This window comes from uncultured Frigoribacterium sp., assembly GCF_963515265.1.
Classification (GTDB): Bacteria; Actinomycetota; Actinomycetes; order Actinomycetales; family Microbacteriaceae; genus Frigoribacterium.
The window spans coordinates 1-19,672 of record NZ_CAUPYL010000033.1 but is presented as its reverse complement, the minus strand read 5'-3'; the positions used below and the strand labels follow the sequence as shown (position 1 = coordinate 19,672).

Sequence of the window (19,672 nt, the reverse complement as noted above, 5' to 3'; positions counted from 1 at the left end):
GGGCCCGAGTGCGAGCCAGCGCCGTGCCGCCGCGGGCGACCCCCGGCGGGGCATCCCGGCCGGGTCCCGCTACGGCGAGGCCGTCGTCCGCGAGATCCTCGGCGCCCAGTTCATCGAAGAAGAGACGATCGCTCCCCGCGTGACGCCTCAGAGAAGCGAGTAGTCCGTGTACGAGGGCATCGTCCAAGAGCTGATCGACGAGTTCGGCCGCCTCCCGGGCATCGGGCCGAAGTCGGCGCAGCGGATCGCGTTCCACATCCTGCAGACCGAGACCTACGACACGACGCGGCTGTCGGAGCTGCTGGTGGACGTCCGCACGAAGGTGCGGTTCTGTGAGGTCTGCGGCAACGTCACCGAGCAGGAGCGCTGCTCCATCTGCCGCGACCCGCGTCGTTCGCCGGCCACCATCTGCGTGGTCGAGGAAGCGAAGGACGTCCAGGCGATCGAGCGGACCCGCGAGTTCCGCGGGCTCTACCACGTGCTCGGCGGGGCCATCAGCCCGATCGACGGCGTCGGTCCGGACGACCTGCGCATCCGCCAGCTCGTCCAGCGCCTCGCCGACGACACCGTGCAGGAGGTCATCATCGCGACCGACCCCAACCTCGAGGGCGAGGCCACGGCCACGTACCTGTCGAGGATGCTCGCGCCGTTCGGCCTGCGCGTGACGCGTCTCGCGTCGGGGCTGCCGGTCGGCGGCGACCTCGAGTACGCCGACGAGGTCACCCTCGGGCGTGCGTTCGAGGGACGCCGTCTCGTCTCCGAGTAGCCCTCCGGCTCAGAGGCGCGCGCGACGGGCCCGCACGACGCTGTAGAGGCCGAAGGCGATCAGCCCTGCCGCGACGACCGACAGCACGACCACGCCGGCCGGCAGCGCGGCCAGGGCCTTGAGGGCGCCGTCCAGCCCGCTGGCCTCCTCGGGATCGGCCGTGAGGGCCGCGACCGCGAAGAGCACGCCGACCACGGCGATCGCGATGCCCTTGGCGACGTAGCCGACGACGCCGAGCGCGACGGTCACGCGACCGGCGGTCCCCGACGGCACGACGAGGTCGTCACGGAACTCCTGCCGGAGGCCCTTGGCGACGAAGTAGACGCCGATCGCGACGACGGCCAGGGCGAGGACGACGAGCAGCACGACCCCGCCGGGCGTCGCGATGAGGCGCGAGCTGAGGCTCTGCGTCTGGTCCGAGCTGTCCGACGACCCGCCCCGGGCGAAGGTGAACGCGGTGACGCCGACGGCGACGTAGGCGACTCCCTTGCCGCCTTCCTTCGCCCGCTCGGCCCACGCCTCCTTGTCCGTGCCCCGCACCAGGGCGGCCTCGAGCAGCTGGAAGAGGCCGAGGGCCCACAGCCCCACGACGACGACCCACAGCACGGCGGCGCCGCCGGGGCGCGAGGCGAGCTGGCCGAGCGCGCCGCCCTGGTCGGCCTCGCCGCCGCCGCCCGCCGCGACGCCGAGGGCGATGCCGCCGATCAGGACGTGGAGCAGCCCGTTCACGGCGAAGCCCACCCGCGCGAAGATGCGGAGTGCACGGCTGTCCTGGAGGCGGCTGGCGGATCCGCGGGCATCCGCGACGGTGTCGGTCATGCCCCCACGCTAGAGGTCGCGAGAGCAGTCGGGCCGACCGGCCGGGGGCGAGGAGGCGGCCGTCCACAGGGCGGTCGCGACCGGTCGTCACACGGGCCGGGCACCTCCTAGAATCATCGGACGCAGGCGCCGCCAGCCCGACCGCGCCCGCCTCCTCCTGCCACCCACCTCCTGGAGCCGCCACCGTGAGCTTGATCGTGCAGAAATTCGGCGGGTCCTCCGTCGCCGACGCCGAGAGCATCAAGCGCGTCGCGAAGCGCATCGTCGAGACGCGCAAGGCCGGGAACGACGTCGTCGTCGCCGTCAGCGCCATGGGCGACACGACCGACGAGCTGCTCGACCTCGCCGCCGAGGTGACGCCTATGCCCGGGGGTCGCGAGCTCGACATGCTCCTCACCGCGGGCGAGCGCATCAGCATGGCCCTGCTCGCCATGGCGATCCGCAGCCAGGGCGTCGAGGCCCGCTCCTACACGGGCAGCCAGGCGGGCATGATCACGGACGCCCAGCACGGCAAGGCGCGCATCGTCGACGTCACGCCGGGGCGCATCCGGGAGGCGCTGGACGCCGGGTCGGTCGCCATCGTCGCAGGGTTCCAGGGCTTCAACCGCAGCACGGGCGACATCACGACGCTCGGGCGGGGCGGCTCCGACACGACGGCCGTGGCGCTCGCCGCCGCGCTCGACGCCGACGTCTGCGAGATCTACACCGACGTCGACGGCATCTTCACGGCCGACCCCCGCGTCGTGCCCCGCGCCCGCAAGCTCGACCGCATCACGAGCGAGGAGATGCTCGAGCTCGCCGCCGCCGGCTCGAAGGTGCTCTACATCCGTGCCGTCGAGTACGCCCGACGCCACGGCGTCACCCTGCACGTCCGCTCGTCGTTCCACAACGGCGAGGGCACCTTGGTCGTCAACCCGAAAGAGGGAGAGAACGTGGAAGAGCCCATCATCAGCGGTGTCGCGGGCGACCTGAGCGAGGCGAAGGTCACCGTCGTCGGCGTCCCCGACGTCCCCGGCAAGGCCGCACAGATCTTCCGCACGGTCGCCAAGACGAGCGCGAACATCGACATGATCGTGCAGAACGTCTCGGCCGCGTCGACCAGCCGCACCGACATCTCGTTCACGTTGCCGAAGTCCGAGGGCTCGGTCGTCCTGAACGCACTCGAGTCCGACCGGGCCGAGATCGGCTTCGAGTCGCTGCAGTACGACGACCAGATCGGCAAGCTCGCCCTCGTCGGCGCCGGCATGCGCACCAACGCCGGCGTCTCGGCGCGCCTCTTCACGGCCCTGTTCGAGGCCGGCATCAACATCGAGATGATCTCGACGAGCGAGATCCGCATCTCGGTCGTGACGCGTGCCGACACGCTCGCCGAGGCCCTGCGCGTCGTGCACACGGCCTTCGAGCTCGACGCCGACGTCGAGGCCGTCGTCTGGGGCGGCACCGGTCGCTGACCGGCGCACCCGAGACGACCCTCCCCGGTCACCATCCCCCCACCCTCACCACCCCCAGGAGCACGAGATGTCTGAAGGTCTGCGCGTCGGCGTGGTCGGCGCCACCGGCCAGGTCGGCAAGGTCATGCGCAAGCTGCTCGCCGAGCGCGAGTTCCCGATCGCCGAGATCCGCTTCTTCGCCACGGCACGCTCGGCGGGCACGACCCTGCCGTTCCGCGGCGTCGACGTCGTCGTCGAGGACGTCGAGACGGCCGACCCGAGAGGGCTCGACATCGCGCTCTTCTCGGCCGGCGCCACCGGCAGCCGGGCGCACGCCCCCCGCTTCGCGGAGGCCGGCGTGCTCGTCATCGACAACTCGAGCGCCTGGCGCATGGACCCCGAGGTCCCGCTGGTGGTCAGCGAGGTCAACCCGCACGCCATCGACCAGGCCGTGAAGGGCATCGTCGCCAACCCGAACTGCACCACCATGGCGGCGATGCCGGTGCTCAAGGTCCTCGACGCCGAGGCGACGCTCGAGCGCTTGGTCGTCAGCACGTACCAGGCCGTCAGCGGCAGCGGCCTCGTGGGCGCCGACGAGCTGCTCGGCCAGGCGCGTGCGGCCCTCGAGGGCGACGCTGCGGGCCTCGTCCACGACGGAGGCGCGGTGCAGATGCCTCAGCCGACGGTCTACGTGCGCCCCATCGCCTTCGACGTCATCCCCCTCGCCGGCTCGATCGTCGACGACGGCCTCGACGAGACCGACGAGGAGAAGAAGCTCCGCAACGAGAGCCGCAAGATCCTCGAGCGTCCCGATCTGCTCGTCAGCGGCACGTGCGTGCGCGTGCCGGTCTTCACCGGGCACTCCCTGTCGATCAACGCCGAGTTCGCGACCGAGCTCACCGCCGCTCGCGCCCGCGAGCTCCTCGCGGGAGCGCCGGGGGTCGTCCTCACCGACGTGCCCACGCCCCTCGAGGCCGCCGGCAAGGACCCGTCGTTCGTCGGCCGCGTCCGTCAGGACGAGGGCGTGCCCGGCAACCGCGGCATCGCCCTCTTCATCAGCAACGACAACCTCCGCAAGGGCGCGGCCCTGAACGCCGTGCAGATCGCCGAGATCGTCGCGGCGCGCCGTCTCGCGACGGCGTAGGTCCCGCCACCGAACCCGTGCCTCCGTCGCTCCGAAGACCGGGCATGACCCGTCTCGTGCCCGGCCTCGTCGCCCTGCTCGCCGCTGCAGCCGCCGTCCTGACGGGCTGCGCCGGGCCCGTCACGGACGGCCCGGCCGCCTCGTCGGCGGTCCCGGAGGGCGACGGCCCGGTCGTGGCCTTCTACGGCGACTCGTACACCCTCGGCACGGGTGCGTCCGATGCGTCGCACCGCTGGTCGACGATCGTCAGCGAGGAGCGCGGCTGGCGCGAGTACAACCCGAGCGTCAACGGGCTCGGATTCGTCAACCACCGCACGTCGTTCGAGGGCGGCGACCTGCCCGGACTGGTCATCGACGCCGAGCCGGACATCGTGTTCGTCACGATGGGGCTGAACGACAACTTCTCGTACGACGCCCGTGCCGGCGACATCCACGCCCAGATCGGCGATGACCTCGACCGCATCGCGTCCGCCCTGCCCGATGCGCGCCTCGTCGTCGTCGAGCCGTTCTGGTACACCGACGACCGACCGGCGAGCGTCGACGTCATCACGGGCTGGGTCCACGACGCAGCCGACGAGGTCGGCGCCGACTGGGTGCCGGGCGCCTCACGCTGGCTCGAGGGGCACCCCGAGTGGATGGCCGCGGACGGGCTGCACCCGAACGACGAGGGCTACGCGGAGATGGCGCGGCGGATGGACACCGAGCTGACGACCCTCGGGCTCTGAGCCGTCGCGGCGCCCGCCGTCGTCTCGCGGAGCTCGTCGTCGTCTCGCGGAGCTCGTCGTCGAGCCGGGCGCCGGTCCGTACCCAGACGCCGCGCCTAGACTGCACCTCGTGACCGAAGCATCGAAGGCAACGAAGCCCGTCGACGTCGCCCTCATCGGGGCCGGCGTCATGAGCGCCACGTTGGGCGCCATGATCAAGCAGCTCGAGCCCACCTGGACGATCCAGGTCTACGAGGCGCTCGGCGACGTCGCACAGGAGTCGAGCAACCCCTGGAACAACGCGGGCACCGGCCACTCCGCCCTCTGCGAGCTCAACTACACGCCCGAGCGCGCCGACGGCACGATCGACACGAGCAGCGCCGTCAAGGTCAACGAGCAGTTCCAGGTCTCACGGCAGTTCTGGTCGTTCCTCGTCGGCGAGGGGGCCCTCCCCGAGCCGTCCGCGTTCATCAACTCGACGCCGCACATGAGCTTCGTCTGGGGCGAGGCCAACGTCGAGTACCTGCGCAAGCGGCACGAGGCGCTCCGTGACCACCCGCTGTTCGCCGGCATCGAGTTCAGCACCGACGCCTCCGTCATCCGCTCGTGGGCCCCTTCCCTCATCGTGGGCCGCGCGAAGGACCAGCCGATCGCCGCGACCCGCATCGAGGCCGGCACCGACGTCGACTTCGGCAGCCTCACGCGCCTCCTGCTGACCTACCTCGAGGAGAACGAGGCGCGCATCGAGCTCGACCACCGCGTCACCGGTCTGACGAAGCTCGCCGACGGCACGTGGCGGGTCGCCATGCGCCGCCAGGTCGGCGGAACGCCCACGAGCGTCGACGCCCGGTTCGTCTTCGTCGGCGCCGGGGGAGGCGCGCTCCACCTGCTGCAGAAGTCGGGCATCGACGAGATCAAGGGCTTCGGCGGGTTCCCGGTCAGCGGCGAGTTCCTCCGGACCGACGACCCCGCCGTCGTGGCGAAGCACGCCGCGAAGGTCTACGGCAAGGCCGCCGTCGGCTCGCCCCCGATGTCGGTCCCGCACCTCGACACCCGTGTCGTGGACGGCCAGGCGAGCCTGATGTTCGGGCCGTACGCCGGCTTCAGCCCGAAGTTCCTCAAGAACGGCTCGTGGTTCGATCTCTTCGCCTCGATCCGGCCGCACAACCTGTACCCGATGATCCGCGCGGGGCTGGCGAACCTGTCGCTCGTCAAGTACCTGGTCGGCCAGCTGATGGCGAGCAGCGACAGCAAGTTCGAGTCCCTGCGGGAGTTCATGCCCGACGCCGACCCGGCCGACTGGTACCGCATCACCGCGGGCCAGCGCGTGCAGGTCATCAAGAAGGACGCGAAGAAGGGCGGTGTGCTGCAGTTCGGCACCGAGGTGGTCTCGGCGGCGGACGGCACCATCGCGGGTCTCCTCGGGGCCTCGCCGGGCGCCTCCACCGCCGTGCCGATCATGCTGTCGGTGCTCGAGCGCTGCTTCCCCGACCGGATCGCCGGGTGGACGCCGACGCTCCGCCGCATGGTGCCCACCTACGGCGACCAGCTCGCCGACGACGAGGCGCGAGCCGCCGCGACGCTCGGGGCGACCGCCGAGGCCCTGCGCATCCACGCGTAGCGGCCCTCTGCCGGTCGCGGCCCGGCGAGCCGGGCCGGGCCGGGGAGGCGCGGGTCGGTCTGGGCTTGACGTCGGGTCGAACATGTGTTCGACTCGGGCGATGAGGTGGAGCGAACAGGCGACGACGGCGACCGACTCGTCGGCGCTGCCCGGGCTGGCGAAGCTGTCGAACCTGGTCGCGTCGGTGACGACGCCCGAGTTCGCCGGGGTGACGTTCCACGAGATCCTCGCGAAGAGCGCTCTCAACCGCGTGCCGGGCAGCGACTCCGCCCTGCCCTTCGGCTGGACGATCAACCCCTACCGAGGGTGCAGCCACGCCTGCGTCTACTGCTTCGCGCGGCCGACGCACGAGTACCTCGACCTCGACGGCGGCGACGACTTCGACCGGCAGATCGTCGTCAAGGTGAACGTCGCCGAGGTGCTGTCCCGCGAGCTGCGTCGCCCGTCGTGGCAGCACCACCCCGTCGCGCTCGGCACGAACACCGACCCGTACCAGCGCGCCGAGGGCAAGTACCGGCTCATGCCGGGCATCATCGCGGCCCTGGCCGACTCGGGCACCCCGTTCAGCATCCTGACCAAGGGGACCCTGCTGAGGCGCGACCTGCCGCTCCTCGTCGAGGCGGCTCAGCACGTGCCGGTCGACATCGCGATGTCGATCGCGATCCACGACGACGCCCTGCAGCAGTCGGTCGAGCCGGGCACGCCGACCACGGCCGCGCGTCTCGCGACCGTCCGCGCGGCGACCGACGCGGGGCTCCGCTGCTCCGTCTTCATGATGCCCGTCCTGCCGTGGCTGACCGACGACCTCGACCACCTGCACCGGGCCCTGGCGGCCGTCCGCGCCTCCGGGGCGACGAGCCTGCTGTACTCGGCCCTGCACCTCAAGCCCGGCGTCAAGGAGTGGTGGTCGGCCTGGCTCGAACGTGAGCACCCGGAGCTCGTCACGCGGTACCGCGACATGTACGCGACGAGCACCTACGCGCCCCTCGGCTACCGCAAGTGGCTCGCGGCCCGCATGCGGCCCCTCCTGGCCGAGCACGGGCTCGAGCACGGCACGGCCGACCCGGCGACGGGCTCCACCCGGTCGAGTGCCCTCGACGACGCTGCGGCAGCCAGGGGCACGCTGGGCTTCGGCGCGGACGGACGGCCCCGGTCGCTCATCGCCCACGAGCTGCCGGGCGGTGCACGGTCGTCTCAGCCACGCCTCTTCTGACCGCGGCAGCGCTCGTCGTCCCCTCGTCCCCGAGGTCGGGGCACAGCCGCCCCGGTGTCCCGGCCCCGTCCCGCGAGGTGACCCTAGATAACGGGGTACAGGACGAGTCCCCGTTCTGGCATGATCGACCTGCCCGACACGTCGACCAGGAGGGGGCCGCCATGCTGCTCGGCCTCCCCGCACACCTCGTCCCGCAGACCGTGGGGCGGGCGCTGTCCCGTGCCTGCCACGTCATCGCGAGCGTCGTCCTCGCGAGTGCAGGCCTGTTGCTGATCGTGAACCAGGTCGCCGAGCCGTCCTACCTGCTCTGGCCTGCCCTCCTGGCGTTGTTGCCGATGCTCGGCATGCTCTTCGTCGTCGAGCGGTTCCGCAGCACGACCGCCGTGCTCGCGTACCTCGCCATCGGCTCGGCGTGCCTCTACTGGTACGCCGTGACCCTGTTCGCTCAGATCCCGGCGGTCCAGGCGTCGGACGCCTTCTCGCTCTCCCTGCCGAAGATCGCCCTCGTCATGGTCGGCGGCAGCGGGCTGCGTTCCCGGGGCAGCCTGCTCTGGGCCACCGCGGGCTTCGCCCTGGGAGAGATCGTCACCCAGCTGGCGACGTGGCAGACCGGCGCGACACCGCGTCTCGACGTCGCGGTCCTCTTCGCGTGGCTCCTCGTGTCCGTGACGGCGACGTCGTCCCTGCTCGCGCGGGGACGGGTCGGCCGTGCCCAGCCGAGCCTGCACCGGGCGGCTTTCGACCAGCAGAAGCAGGCCATCCGCCACGACGTCGAACAGCAGGCGTCCGCGCTGCTGCACGACACGGTGCTGAACCACCTCGCCTCCATCACGGCCGGCGGGCCCGGCCCGCTCGACCCGGCGACCGCGGCGTCGATGGCGACCGACCTCGAGGTGCTCGTCGGCCAGGAGTGGCTCGTCGACGAGACGAGGGCCCCGGCCCCGGCCTCCCCGACGACCGGGCCGGGCGACTGGACGACGTCCGAGCTGGGCCACGCCGTCGCACGGGCGCGAGAGGGCGGGCTCGAGGTCGGCGTCACGGGAGACCTCGGCGCCGTGACGCGGCTCGCGCCCGCCGTCTGCCGGGCCCTGGGCCTCGCCGTGGCCCAGTGCCTCACCAACGTCGCCGTGCACAGCGGCACCGATCGTGCCGAGGTCGTCGTGTACGGCGACGGCGTCGACCTGACGGTGATGATCATCGACGACGGGGTCGGCTTCGACGCCGCGGCCACGGCGCCCGACAGGCTCGGCCTCAAGAACTCGGTCGAGGCCAGGACGAGGCGGGTGGGGGGCTCGGCGCAGATCTGGTCCTCGCCCGGCAGCGGCACGTCGGTCATGCTCCGCGTCCCGGTCGCACCGGCCGAGTCGGTCGTCACGCCTGGTGCGGCGGCGGCGGCCAGCCCGGTCACGGACGGTCCCGGCCCCGTCGACCTGGCGTCCCCCACCGCCGGCGGGGGAGCACCGTGAGCCGCCGCAGCCCCCAGCAGGTCGATCCGCTCGGCGCCCTCAGCTCCCGCCCCGTCACGGCGCTCGCCGCGGTCGCGGCCGTCGCCTACGCGACGGTGTCGACCGTCGTCACTCGCGACGAGATCGTGGTGCCCGCCGCTGCCGTCGGGGCCCTCGCGGCGCTCGGGGCGGCGGGGGTCGTCCTGGTGCTCGCGTCGAGTCCGCTCCGGGCACCGCTCACCCGGTGGTCGGTCGCGGGCGTGGTCGCGCTCGGTGCCCTCGCTTCCGTCCTCGCCGCCGTCGCCTCCGCCGGCCACAACTCCATGGTCCGAGACGACTGGGCCTCCCTCGCCGTCGGGCTGCTCCTCGTGGGCCTCGCGCCGTACCGGCCCGCGCTCGACCTCGTGGTCGCGGGGCTGGCGTCCGCCGTGGTCCTCACTGCCGTCGTGCTCGTCGAGAGAGAGGCGTTCCTCACCGACGTCCCGGTCCTGGTGTTCGTCGTGGTCGCCGTGACCCCGGTGCTGGCGCTCTCGCTCGCCGGCGCCTCGTTCTCGGCCGCGTTCACGACGCTGGTGGAGCGCTGGATCGCGGGCGCCTCCTCGGCTCGTCAGGCCAGCGCCGAGGAGTTCCGCTCGAGCGTCGCCCGCAGCGTGCAGCAGGACAGGGTGACCATCCTGAACCGCGACGTCGTGCCGTTCTTCGGCGAGGTCGTCGCCGCGGGCACCGTCACGGAGGCGGACGTCGAGCGGGCCCGCCGCATCAGTGCCGACCTCCGCAGCACCATGGTCGCCGAGGCGGACCGCAGCTGGCTCGAGCAGGTGCTGGCCGACCCTTCCACCCGCGTGTCCGGGGTCGTCGTGGACGTCGGCCGGGCAGCTGGCCGGATGACGGCCGCGCACCGCACGTCGCTGCGGGCCCTGCTCGTCGCCTTCGGCGAGAGCGACGCCGTGCTGCCCGACACCGTCCGCATCGAGCTCGAGCAGGGGCTGGACGCCGAGGAGGAGCGGGTCGAGGCCCGCATCAGCGTCGCCACCGCCTCGTCCGAGTCCGCCGTCCGCCACCGCTTCGCGCCCTACCTCGCCGTCGTGCGGATCGTCTTCGACGACCTGCAGGTCGATCCCGCCCCGCCCCTCCTGACACTAAGGTTTTCTTATGACCAGCACTGAGCCGAGCGGCCGCTCGTCCCTCCGTCCCGGCTTCGGCCGGCCAGCCGCTGCCCCGTCGTGGAGCACGGTCGGGCCTGGTTCCGAGGGGCCGGCGACCCGTCGCGTCCGCCTCGCCATCCTCGACGACCATGAGGTCCTGCTCGACAGCCTGTCGAGCTGGATCAACGTCAACGCCTACGACTTCGACCTGGTCCTCACGGCGCACACCTGGCTGCAGCTCGTGCACAGCGACAACTTCCCGACCGACCTCGTCTTCCTCGACTTCCAGCTGAAGGAGCCGGTCTCCATCGAGGCCCGGGTCCGCACCTGCCGCGCCGCGGGCGCCAAGGTGATCGTGCTGTCCAGCCTCGACACGCGCGAGTCGCGTGAGCGCGCGCTCGACGCCGGTGCATCGGCGTTCCTCTCGAAGGCGCTGCCGATGCGCGAGGTCATGGACGCGGCCCGCCAGGTCATGGGCGTGGCTCGTGACGCGTCGCCTCAGCGCGACTGGCGCCCGCTGCCGGTGGGGGCCGCGAACCAGAGTCGCCCGAAGCTCAGCGCAGGCGAGTCGGAGGCGTTCCGCCTCTACGTGTCCGGCTTCAGCACCAACGAGGTGGCAGCCCAGATGAACGTGCAGTACGAGACGGCGAAGACCTACCTCCGTCGTGTCCGCGAGAAGTACGCGAAGGCCAACAGGCCCGCGAGCAAGAAGTCCGAGCTGATCCGTCGTGCGGCGGAGGACGGCTACCTGCAGTAGTGGCGAAGCTGTACTTCCGCTACGGCGCGATGAACAGCGGCAAGAGCACGGCGTTGCTCCAGGCCGCGTACAACTACGAGGAGCGCGGTCAGCGCGTCCTGCTGGCCAAGCCGCGGGTCGACACCAAGGGCGACGACGCGATCGTCTCCCGGCTGGGCGTCACCCGGCCCGTGGACGTCACGTTCGCTCCCGACGACGACGTGCGGGAGGTGTTCTCCCGTTCGCGGGAACGCGTCCGGGCCGAGACGGGGACCGACCTGTCGTGCCTGCTCGTCGACGAGGTGCAGTTCCTCGCTCCGGTCCAGGTGGACGACCTGCTGCGCATCGCGGTGCTCGAGGGCGTCCCCGTCCTCGCCTACGGGATCAGGACGGACTTCCGGACGATCGCCTTCCCGGGCAGTCGCCGACTCCTGGAGGTGGCGCACTCGCTCGAGGAGCTCAAGACCATCTGTCGGTGCGGCCGCAAGGCGGTCTTCAACGCGCGCAAGGTGGGCGACCGCTTCGTCTTCGACGGTGACCAGGTCGCCATCGACGGCCGGGAGGTCACCTACGAATCGCTCTGCGGCGCTTGCTACCTCGCCGAGAGCGACGGCCGCCTCGCCTGACCCTTGGGGGCGAGGTCCCGTCGTGGGGCGGGCGGGGATCGCCCCACTGACAAGCACAGGAGAAAAGGCCAGACCCGAAGGGTCTGGCCTTTTCTCATCCAACGTGAGGCGGGCGGGGACCGCCTCACTGACAAGCACAAGAAAAATGGCCGGACCCGAAGGGTCCAGCCATTTTTCGTCGGGGTAGCGGGATTCGAACCCACGACCTCCTCGTCCCGAACGAGGCGCGCTACCAAGCTGCGCCACACCCCGAGGTGTCGCTCGGCCCAGGGGCCGAGTGGAGCAACCTGACAAGGATAGCGGATCTTTGGACCCGCTCGCACCACCCGACCCCGTGAGCCCTCGTCAGGCCGTGAGCGTCAGGACGACCGCCTCAGGTCGGCAGTCGAAGCGGACCGGTGCGTAGATCGACGTCCCGAGGCCGGCCGAGATCTCGAGGTGGGCGGTCTTGCGTGCGTGGCTCCAGGTGCTGAGGCCGCTGACCTTGCCACGAGGCACGTCACAGTTCGTGACGAGCGCGCCGTAGCCGGGCACCCGGACCTGCCCCCCGTGCGTGTGACCGCCGAAGATGACGTCGGCCCCGTTGTTGACGAACGAGTTCAGGACGCGCTGGTAGGGCGCGTGGGTGACCCCGATGCTGATGGGGTCAGGTCCTCGTCGGTCGTCGTGCCAGCGTACGTTCTCGCGCAGGTCGTCGAGCGCCCCGGGGAGCCGGTCGAGACGATCCCAGCCACGGTGCGCGTCGTTCACGCCGAACAGCTCGAGGCGAGATCCCTTGATCTCGATCGCCCGGGCGGCGTTGTTGAGGTCGAGCCACCCGAGGTCGGCGAAGAACGACTCCATCCGGCCGATGTCGAGGGGCGTGGGGGTGCGGGTGACGCCGCTGGGGCCGCCGAAGTAGGTGAACGGGTTCTTGGGGACCGGCCCGTAGTAGTCGTTCGAGCCGTTGACGAAGACGCCGGCCACCCCTCGGAACGGCTCGAGGGTGTGCTCCAGGGCGGCGTGGGCGTCGACGTGTCCGATGTTGTCGCCCGTGTTGACGACCAGGTCAGGCTCGAAGACGGCCAGTCCACGCACCCACTCCTGCTTCTCGGTCTGCCACGGGGCGAGGTGCAGATCGCTCAGGTGCAGGATCGTCAGCGGGCGAGAACCGGCCTCGAGGACGTTGAGCACCTCGTGTCGGACGGTGAAGCGGTTGCGCTCGACGAGGCTGCCCCAGGCGAGAGCACCCAGGCCGACGGCCGCGCCCGCCAGTGCGGTCGCGGCCGTCGCCCTGCCGAGGGGGAGGGGCGTCACTTGCAGCTGCCCGGGTCGGCGCCCTGGGCGTTGCCGAAGAGCGTCAGCCCGACCGCAGCGTCCTTGGCCGTCGACGTCCCGGGGGCAGGATCGGTCCCTGCGACTCGGCACTGGTTCTTGCCGTCACCCGGGGCGAAGCCGGTCACCGCGACCTTGTCGGCCGAGAACCCGGCCGCGGCGATCGCGGTCTTCGCGTTCGCGATGCTCTGGCCGGTCACGTCGGGGACTGCCGCCGCGCCGGAGCCGTCGCTCGTGAAGACCTTGACCGTCGCCCCCTTGGCGAGGACCGTGCCTGCGACGGGGTCGCTGGCGACGACCTGTCCCGCCGGCAGCGCCGACGCCTGGGTGCCGCCGTCGGCGTAGACCAGGTTCAGGCCCTTGAGCATCGTCTGGGCTGCGCTCACGCTGCTGCCCGACAGCTCGGGAACGGAGACGCCCGAGCCGCGCACGAGCCGGGAGTTCGCCTCGGGGAAGTCGGTGCCGGGGTACTTCGTGTTGTTCACCGTCTGGACGGCCTTGAAGAGCTGTGCGCGGGTGGCGGCGTAGTTGCCGCCCTTGATCGGCGAGCCGATGGACCGCAGGTTGACCTTGGGACCGGTCCAGTTGCCCTGCCAGATCGCGGTCGCGAGCTTCGTCGTCGCGCCGATGATCCAGATCGACTCCTTCTTGTCGGTCGTCCCCGTCTTGCCGATCTCCTCGAAGCCGTCTCCGGGGAGCGCACCGCGACCGGTACCGTTCGACCACAGGCCGGACATGGCCTTGGCGGCGGCCGCGGCCACCTCGGGCTCGACGGCCTGGGAGCAGTCCTGGGGCTGTCCGCCCAGGGCCACGCCGTCGTCGTTCACGATGTTGTCGACGACGATGGGCGCGCAGTACTTGCCGCCGGCGGCGATCGCCGCGTAGGCCGTCGCCATCGTCAACGGAGCGATCTCGTCGGCGGTGCCGAGGATGGAGGACGAGAAGTTGCTGATCTCGCCGCCGTCGGCACGGTGGACGCCGAGTCGCTGTGCTACGTCGCGGATGTCGTTGAGGTCGAGCTTGGACGCCATGGCCGCGTAGGCGGTGTTGACGGACTGTGCCGTCGCCGTCGTGACCGCCATCTGGCCGGGCTTCGACCCGTCGTCGTTCTTGGGGGCCCAGCCGCCCTGTCGCTCGCCGCCCGCCTTCAGGTAGAAGGTGCGCGGCGTGGCGTCGACGGACTCGGTGATGCCGTGGCCCTGCTCGATCCAGTCGATCAGGGTGAAGGGCTTGAAGGTCGAGCCGGGCTGGAAGCCGGTGGACCCGCCGTAGTCCCGGTCGGTGCTGAAGTTGACCGAGGTCTGCGTGCGGTCGCCCGTGTCGAGCTCTGAGAAGGTCGTGTTCTGCGTCATGACGACGATGCGACCGGTGCCTGCCTCGACGGAGTTGACGACGCTGCCGAGACGGACCCTGGTCTCGCTCGCAGGCGCCCACTGGTCGAGCTGGCCCTTGGCGTTGGCCGTCAGGTCGAGGTCGAGGGTCGTGTAGACGTTCAGCCCGCCCGTGTTCCAGTTCGAGAGGCGCTCCTCCTCGGTGGATCCGAGGACGGCGAGGTTCTTGATGTTCTTCTTGACGTAGTCGCAGAAGTACTGGGCGCCGGGCGCGGTGACCGCGGCGCAGCCCTGTGTGGGGGCCGTGAGCACGACGTAGCTGGCGACGTCGGTCGCGAGCGACGCCTCCTCCGTGGGCTTGTCGATGAAGCCCTCGGCGTACATGGACTTGAGGATGACGTCGCGGCGTGCCTTGTTGCCCTCGTACTTCTCGGGCGTCGAGAGGTTGCGGGTGTCCGGGTACTGGACGATCGCGATGAGGCTCGCCGCCTCCTGCGTCGTCAGGTCGATCGCGTTCTTGTTGTAGTAGTGCTGCGCGGCGGCCTGCACGCCGTAGGTCTGGTCGCCGAAGTAGGCGATGTTCAGGTAGGCGAGGAGGATCTCGTCCTTCGTGTACTTCTTCTCGAGCCCGATCGCGAACTTCATCTCCTCGAGCTTGCGATCGATCGTGGTCTTGATCGCGTCCTTGTAGGCAGCGTCCCGCTCGTCGGGGTCGGCGATCAGCTGCGACTGCGCGATGCGGATGTTGCGCACGAGCTGCATGGTGAGCGTCGAGCCACCGCCGCTCGCCCCGAGCTCGCCTCCGCCCAGCGAGCCGACCCCGGCGCGGACGAGCGACGTGACGTCGACGCCGCCGTGCTCGTAGAACCGACGGTCCTCGCCGGCCACGACCGCGTCCTTGAGCGACTGCGAGACCTGGTCCCACTTGAGCTCGACGCGGTTCTCGCTGTAGAGCGTGGCGAAGGGGACGTCCTGCCCGCCCTGCTTCGCGTACAGGGTGTTGCGTTGCTGCAGCTTGCCGATCTCGATGTACTCGGGGATCGACTCGAAGACCCCGATCGTGCTCGAGGCCGTCATGCCGGCCACGGCGATGGCCGGGGTCACGCCGATGGTGACGAGGAGGCCGGCCAGGACGCTGAAGCCGACGAACCCGAAGAGCGCCCCGATGACGGACGTGGGCTTCGATTTTTGGGCAGACATAGGATCAGGGTAAGTGACACCGCTGACATCCGAGCTGACAGGAACCACAAATGGTCCTTTGGGAGTACATGACCACGCCGCTCATGGTGCACAACAGCACCGCGATCCTCAACAACTGGGGGAGCGACGGCTGGGAGCTGGTCCAGGTGACGCAGGGGCCCGAGGGCGGCCCCGTCGCCTGGCTGAAGCGCCAGAAGCAGGAGGCGTAGTGGGCCGCGTCGACGACCGCCTAGCCGAGCTGGGCCGCGTCCTCCCGACGGTGGCGGCGCCCGCGGGCGTCTACGTCCCGGCCGTCCGGGTCGGCACGGCCGTCTACACGGCGGGGCAGCTTCCCTTCGTCGACGGCGCGCTGCCCGCGGTCGGGAAGGTGGGCGACGGTCCCGGGCTCGTCGCCCCCGCCCTCGCCCGTGAGCTCGCCGCGACCTGCGTCCTCAACGCCCTCGCCGCCGCCTCCTCCGTGCTCGGCTCGCTCGACGACGTGGTGCGGGTCGTGAAGGTCACCGGGTTCGTCTCGTCCGACCCGGCGTTCTCCGGCCAGCCGGGCGTGCTCAACGGGGCTTCCGAGCTGCTGGGCGAGATCTTCGGCGACGTCGGGGTCCACGCACGGAGCGCCGTCGGCGTCGCCGTCCTGCCCCTGGACTCCCCGGTCGAGGTGGAGCTCCTGCTCGAGGTCGCACCCGTCGCCTGATCGTCGGCGGACACGAGGCCCCCGGACCCTCGCCGACCAGGCGAGTCGTCGCGGGGGCCTCGTGCGTCAGCGCATCTCGGCGGAGATCACCGTCATGACGGCCGAGTCGGCCAGGGTCGTCGTGTCGCCGACCTCACGTCCCTCGGCGACGTCGCGCAGGAGGCGCCGCATGATCTTGCCGGAGCGCGTCTTGGGCAGCTCGTCCACGAGCACGATCGAGCGGGGCCGCGCGATCGCGCCGATCTGCTGCGCGACGTGCGCCTTCAGGGCGACCGCCGCCTCCTCGGGGGTGAGGCTCTTCTTCTTCTTGTTGCGCAGGACGACGAAGGCCACGACGGCCTGGCCGGTGGTCTCGTCCGCCGCGCCCACGACGGCCGACTCGGCGACGACGGGGTGCGAGACGAGCGCTGACTCGATCTCCGCGGTCGAGAGCCTGTGGCCGGACACGTTCATGACGTCGTCCACACGGCCGAGGAGCCAGATGTCGCCGTCCTCGTCGCGGCGTGCCCCGTCGCCGGCGAAGTAGCGGTCGCCGAAGCGGTCCCAGTACGTCTCCGCGTAGCGCTCCGGGTCGCCCCAGATGCCCCGCAGCATCGACGGCCAGGGCTCGGCGACGACGAGCAGGCCGCTCTCCCCGTCGGCCACCGAGGCGCCGTGGTCGTCGACGACGTCCACCGTGACGCCCGGCAGCGGCGTCTGCGCCGCACCCGGCTTGGTCGACGTGAGCCCGGGCAGCGGGGAGATCATGATCGCCCCCGTCTCCGTCTGCCACCAGGTGTCGACGATCGGCGTCCGGCCTGCGCCGATGACCTCCCGGTACCAGAGCCACGCCTCCGGGTTGATCGGCTCGCCCACCGACCCGAGCAGGCGCAGGGACGACAGGTCGCGTGCCTGGGGGATCTCGCGGCCGGCCTTCATGAAGCCGCGGATCGCGGTGGGGGCCGTGTAGAAGAGCGAGACGCCGTACTTCTCGACGATGTCCCACCACCGGCCCGGCGCGGGGGAGTCGGGCGTGCCCTCGTAGAGCACCTGGGTGGCGCCGTTCGCGAGCGGCCCGTAGACGACGTAGCTGTGGCCCGTGATCCAGCCCACGTCCGCGGTGCACCACCACACGTCGGTCTCCGGACGGAGGTCGAATACCGTCGCGTGGGTGGTCGCGACCTGCGTCAGGTACCCGCCGGAGGTGTGCAGGATGCCCTTGGGCTTGCCGGTGGTCCCGCTCGTGTACAGGATGAACAGCGGGTGCTCCGCCTCGAACGACTCGGGCTCGTGCTGGTCGGAGACGCCCTCGAGCGCCTCGTGCCACCACCGGTCACGACCGTCGACCCACCCGACGTCGTTCCCGCCGCGGCGGACGACGAGCACGTCGCGGACGCTGGACTCGCCCCCGACGGCGAGCGCGGCGTCGACGGCGGGCTTGAGCGGGGCGACGGAGCCCTTCCGCCACCCGCCGTCGGCGGTGATGACGAGCACGGCCTGGGCGTCGTCGATGCGGGCGCGGAGGCTCTCGGCGCTGAATCCGCCGAAGACCACGCTGTGCACGGCGCCGAGGCGGGCCACGGCGAGCATGGCGACCACCGCCTCGGGGACCTGGGGCAGGTAGATGACGACGCGGTCGCCGGCCACGACGCCCATCGAGGCGAGGACGTTCGCGGCCCTGCTCACCTCGGAGGTGAGCTCCGCGTAGGTGACCGACCTGCTGTCGCCCGGCTCGCCCTCCCAGTGGAGCGCGACGCGGTCACCGTGACCGGCCTCGACGTGCCGGTCGAGGCAGTTGTAGGCGACGTTGAGGCGACCGTCGGCGAACCAGCGGGCCACGGGGGCTCCCGACCAGTCGAGGGTCTCCGTCGGCTCGACGTCCCAGGACAACCGCCGACGCGCCTGGTCGCCCCAGAAGAGGAGCCGGTCGGCGGCGGCGGCCTCGACGAGCTCCGGTCCGGCCACGGCCCGCTCGGCGAACTCGGGCGACGGGGGGAAGGCAGCCGCGGACGGGGACTGCACCACCCCCTCGTGCGTGACGGGGCTGGTGGGGGTGTCCTGGCGGTCGACCATCGTCGTCCTCTCGCGTCGTTGCGGATGCGGGCTCCTCGCGCCCCGAGCGAGACTACTCCGGGTCGCGTGGCCGCCCGGGCGACGTGCTGGCCGGAGAACGAAGCGCGCAGACCGGACACGGTGGCGATGCTGGCACCCGTCCGCCTCCGTGGGGTACAGTTGAGACGTCCGGATTCAACCCCGGTGTGCAGCGCGAGCGATTCCCCCCGATCCAGCGCTGCCGTGGCGGCACCAGTTCCCCCCAACTGGTGCCGCCCCTCTTTTTGCCCCGTGGATCGTGCGACGACCACCCGGGTGATTCCTCCCCAGAGCACATCGTCTGGTCTTCGCCCCCAGGACGCACAGCCCTGTCTGTCTCCGTCGTGCCGGGTGGTTACCGTCCGGACATGACCGGAGCGCCTCCAGCCCCCACCCCGGGCCTCACCCCCGACCACCCGTTCGTCACCCTCGCCTCGGAGCCAGGGCGCTTCATCGCGGCGGCCCCGCCGGGCACCGCTGCTCGATGGGGTACAGGAGTCCCGAACGGGGTACACGGGTCTCGGGTCGACAGGTCGTGGCTGGGGGCGCTGGCCCCCCTCCTGGACGACCCCGACGTGACCGACGTCTTCGTCACGGGCGGAGCGGGCACGTGGGTGGACCGAGGAGGCGGCGCACGCCCCGAGCCGCGGGTCCACCTCTCCGAGGCGGCCGTGCGCGACCTCGCCGTCAGGCTCGTCGCTCGCGGCGGGCGCCACGTGGACGAGGCGAGCCCCTGCGTCGACGTGCGGCTCCCGGGCGGCGTGCGCGTGCACGTGGTCCTGCCGCCGATCTCGACGTCCGGCACGGCCCTGTCCATCCGCTTCCCCCGGGCCGTGCCCCCGACGCTCGACGACCTGAGCCGGGCCGGCTTCTTCGCCGACGCTGACGAAGGCGCAGTCCGGTCGTGCGTGGACCGGCGTGCCAACGTGCTCGTCACGGGCGCGGGCGGGACCGGCAAGACCACGTTCCTGGCGGCCATGCTGTCCGCGGCGTCGCCCGGCGACCGTATCGTCACCGTCGAGGACGTGGCCGAGCTCCGCGTCGTCCATCCCCACGTGGTCTCCCTCGAGGCCCGCCAGCCGAACCTCGAGGGGGTGGGCGGCGTCGACCTCGCACGGCTGCTGCGGGAGGCCCTGCGCATGCGTCCCGACCGCCTCGTCGTGGGGGAGGTCCGGGGGGTCGAGGTCCGAGACCTCCTGTCGGCGCTGAACACCGGGCACGACGGCGGGGCCGGGACCCTGCACGCGAACGGCCTGGCGGACGTCCCCGCACGCCTCGAGGCGCTCGGTGCGGTCGCCGGCCTCGCACCGGCGGCACTGGCCCGCCAGGCCGTCAGCGCACTCGACGCCGTGTTCCACCTCGACCGGGCGGGCGGGCGGCGGCGGGCGGCGCCGCCGGCCCGCGGGACGTGCGGGGGGGG

General features: G+C 71.6%; 17 protein-coding genes and 1 tRNA gene. 13 read left to right on the top strand and 5 right to left on the bottom strand.

Features of this window, described 5'->3' with window-relative positions:
* Nucleotides 1-166 precede the first annotated feature (166 nt).
* The gene (gene recR / locus RWM17_RS05310) at nt 167-766 is read left to right on the top strand and encodes a recombination mediator RecR (protein ID WP_133737854.1); all 600 of its coding nucleotides are present in this window, start codon (nt 167-169) and stop codon (nt 764-766) included.
* Between the two features lie 9 nt (nt 767-775).
* Here the strand turns inward: recR and RWM17_RS05305 are convergent, their stop codons facing one another.
* The gene (locus RWM17_RS05305; RefSeq protein ID WP_314101987.1) at nt 776-1,585 is read right to left on the bottom strand and encodes a DUF1206 domain-containing protein; all 810 of its coding nucleotides are present in this window, start codon (nt 1,583-1,585) and stop codon (nt 776-778) included.
* Nucleotides 1,586-1,770: 185 nt separating this feature from the next.
* On the opposite strand from RWM17_RS05305, the gene RWM17_RS05300 reads away from it, so the two are divergent.
* The 9 genes from RWM17_RS05300 to RWM17_RS05260 all read left to right on the top strand — a co-directional run bounded on the left by RWM17_RS05300 (nt 1,771) and on the right by RWM17_RS05260 (nt 11,649).
* Complete coding sequence (locus RWM17_RS05300; protein ID WP_123546657.1) at nt 1,771-3,036, top strand: aspartate kinase; 1,266 nt, start codon at nt 1,771-1,773, stop codon at nt 3,034-3,036.
* 67 nt (nt 3,037-3,103) lie between these two features.
* The gene (locus tag RWM17_RS05295; RefSeq protein ID WP_314101986.1) at nt 3,104-4,159 is read left to right on the top strand and encodes an aspartate-semialdehyde dehydrogenase; all 1,056 of its coding nucleotides are present in this window, start codon (nt 3,104-3,106) and stop codon (nt 4,157-4,159) included.
* 44 nt (nt 4,160-4,203) lie between these two features.
* Nucleotides 4,204-4,884: an SGNH/GDSL hydrolase family protein gene (locus RWM17_RS05290; protein WP_314101985.1), complete on the top strand. Its 681-nt coding sequence runs from the start codon at nt 4,204-4,206 to the stop codon at nt 4,882-4,884.
* 109 nt (nt 4,885-4,993) lie between these two features.
* Complete coding sequence (locus tag RWM17_RS05285; RefSeq protein ID WP_314101983.1) at nt 4,994-6,484, top strand: malate:quinone oxidoreductase; 1,491 nt, start codon at nt 4,994-4,996, stop codon at nt 6,482-6,484.
* A 100-nt stretch (nt 6,485-6,584) separates the two neighbouring features.
* A complete protein-coding gene (locus RWM17_RS05280; protein WP_314101981.1) occupies nt 6,585-7,697 on the top strand; it encodes an Rv2578c family radical SAM protein in 1,113 nt (370 codons plus the stop codon).
* 161 nt (nt 7,698-7,858) lie between these two features.
* Complete coding sequence (locus RWM17_RS05275) at nt 7,859-9,163, top strand: ATP-binding protein (protein WP_314101980.1); 1,305 nt, start codon at nt 7,859-7,861, stop codon at nt 9,161-9,163.
* On the top strand, nt 9,160-10,308 hold the full coding sequence (locus RWM17_RS05270; RefSeq protein WP_314101978.1) for a hypothetical protein: 1,149 nt from the start codon (nt 9,160-9,162) through the stop codon (nt 10,306-10,308). The genes RWM17_RS05275 and RWM17_RS05270 overlap by 4 nt, the downstream gene beginning before the upstream one ends.
* A complete protein-coding gene (locus RWM17_RS05265; RefSeq protein WP_123546650.1) occupies nt 10,295-11,044 on the top strand; it encodes a response regulator in 750 nt (249 codons plus the stop codon). Before RWM17_RS05270 ends, RWM17_RS05265 begins: the two co-directional genes overlap by 14 nt.
* Nucleotides 11,044-11,649 (top strand): thymidine kinase, encoded by a 606-nt coding sequence (locus RWM17_RS05260; RefSeq protein ID WP_314101975.1) that lies wholly within the window; start codon nt 11,044-11,046, stop codon nt 11,647-11,649. The genes RWM17_RS05265 and RWM17_RS05260 overlap by 1 nt, the downstream gene beginning before the upstream one ends.
* 178 nt (nt 11,650-11,827) lie before the next feature.
* On the opposite strand, the gene RWM17_RS05255 is transcribed toward RWM17_RS05260, so the two are convergent.
* The 3 genes from RWM17_RS05255 to RWM17_RS05245 form a co-directional block, all read right to left on the bottom strand.
* Nucleotides 11,828-11,901: transfer RNA gene (locus tag RWM17_RS05255), tRNA-Pro, on the bottom strand.
* Nucleotides 11,902-11,994: 93 nt separating this feature from the next.
* Nucleotides 11,995-12,945 (bottom strand): metallophosphoesterase, encoded by a 951-nt coding sequence (locus RWM17_RS05250; RefSeq protein ID WP_314101973.1) that lies wholly within the window; start codon nt 12,943-12,945, stop codon nt 11,995-11,997.
* Nucleotides 12,942-15,494, bottom strand: coding sequence for a transglycosylase domain-containing protein (locus RWM17_RS05245; protein ID WP_314101971.1), 2,553 nt, complete (start codon nt 15,492-15,494; stop codon nt 12,942-12,944). Before RWM17_RS05245 ends, RWM17_RS05250 begins: the two co-directional genes overlap by 4 nt.
* Before the next feature lie 50 nt (nt 15,495-15,544).
* Between RWM17_RS05245 and RWM17_RS05240 the strand changes: the two genes are divergently transcribed.
* Nucleotides 15,545-15,703 (top strand): hypothetical protein, encoded by a 159-nt coding sequence (locus RWM17_RS05240; protein ID WP_166644750.1) that lies wholly within the window; start codon nt 15,545-15,547, stop codon nt 15,701-15,703.
* Nucleotides 15,703-16,182, top strand: coding sequence for a RidA family protein (locus RWM17_RS05235; protein ID WP_314101968.1), 480 nt, complete (start codon nt 15,703-15,705; stop codon nt 16,180-16,182). Before RWM17_RS05240 ends, RWM17_RS05235 begins: the two co-directional genes overlap by 1 nt.
* 66 nt (nt 16,183-16,248) lie before the next feature.
* On the opposite strand, the gene acs is transcribed toward RWM17_RS05235, so the two are convergent.
* Entirely contained in the window at nt 16,249-18,234 is a 1,986-nt protein-coding gene (gene acs / locus RWM17_RS05230) for an acetate--CoA ligase (RefSeq protein ID WP_314101966.1), read from the bottom strand.
* Between the two features lie 593 nt (nt 18,235-18,827).
* On the opposite strand from acs, the gene RWM17_RS05225 reads away from it, so the two are divergent.
* The coding region (locus tag RWM17_RS05225; RefSeq protein WP_314101964.1) for a TadA family conjugal transfer-associated ATPase at nt 18,828-19,672 on the top strand (845 nt) is incomplete at its 3' end.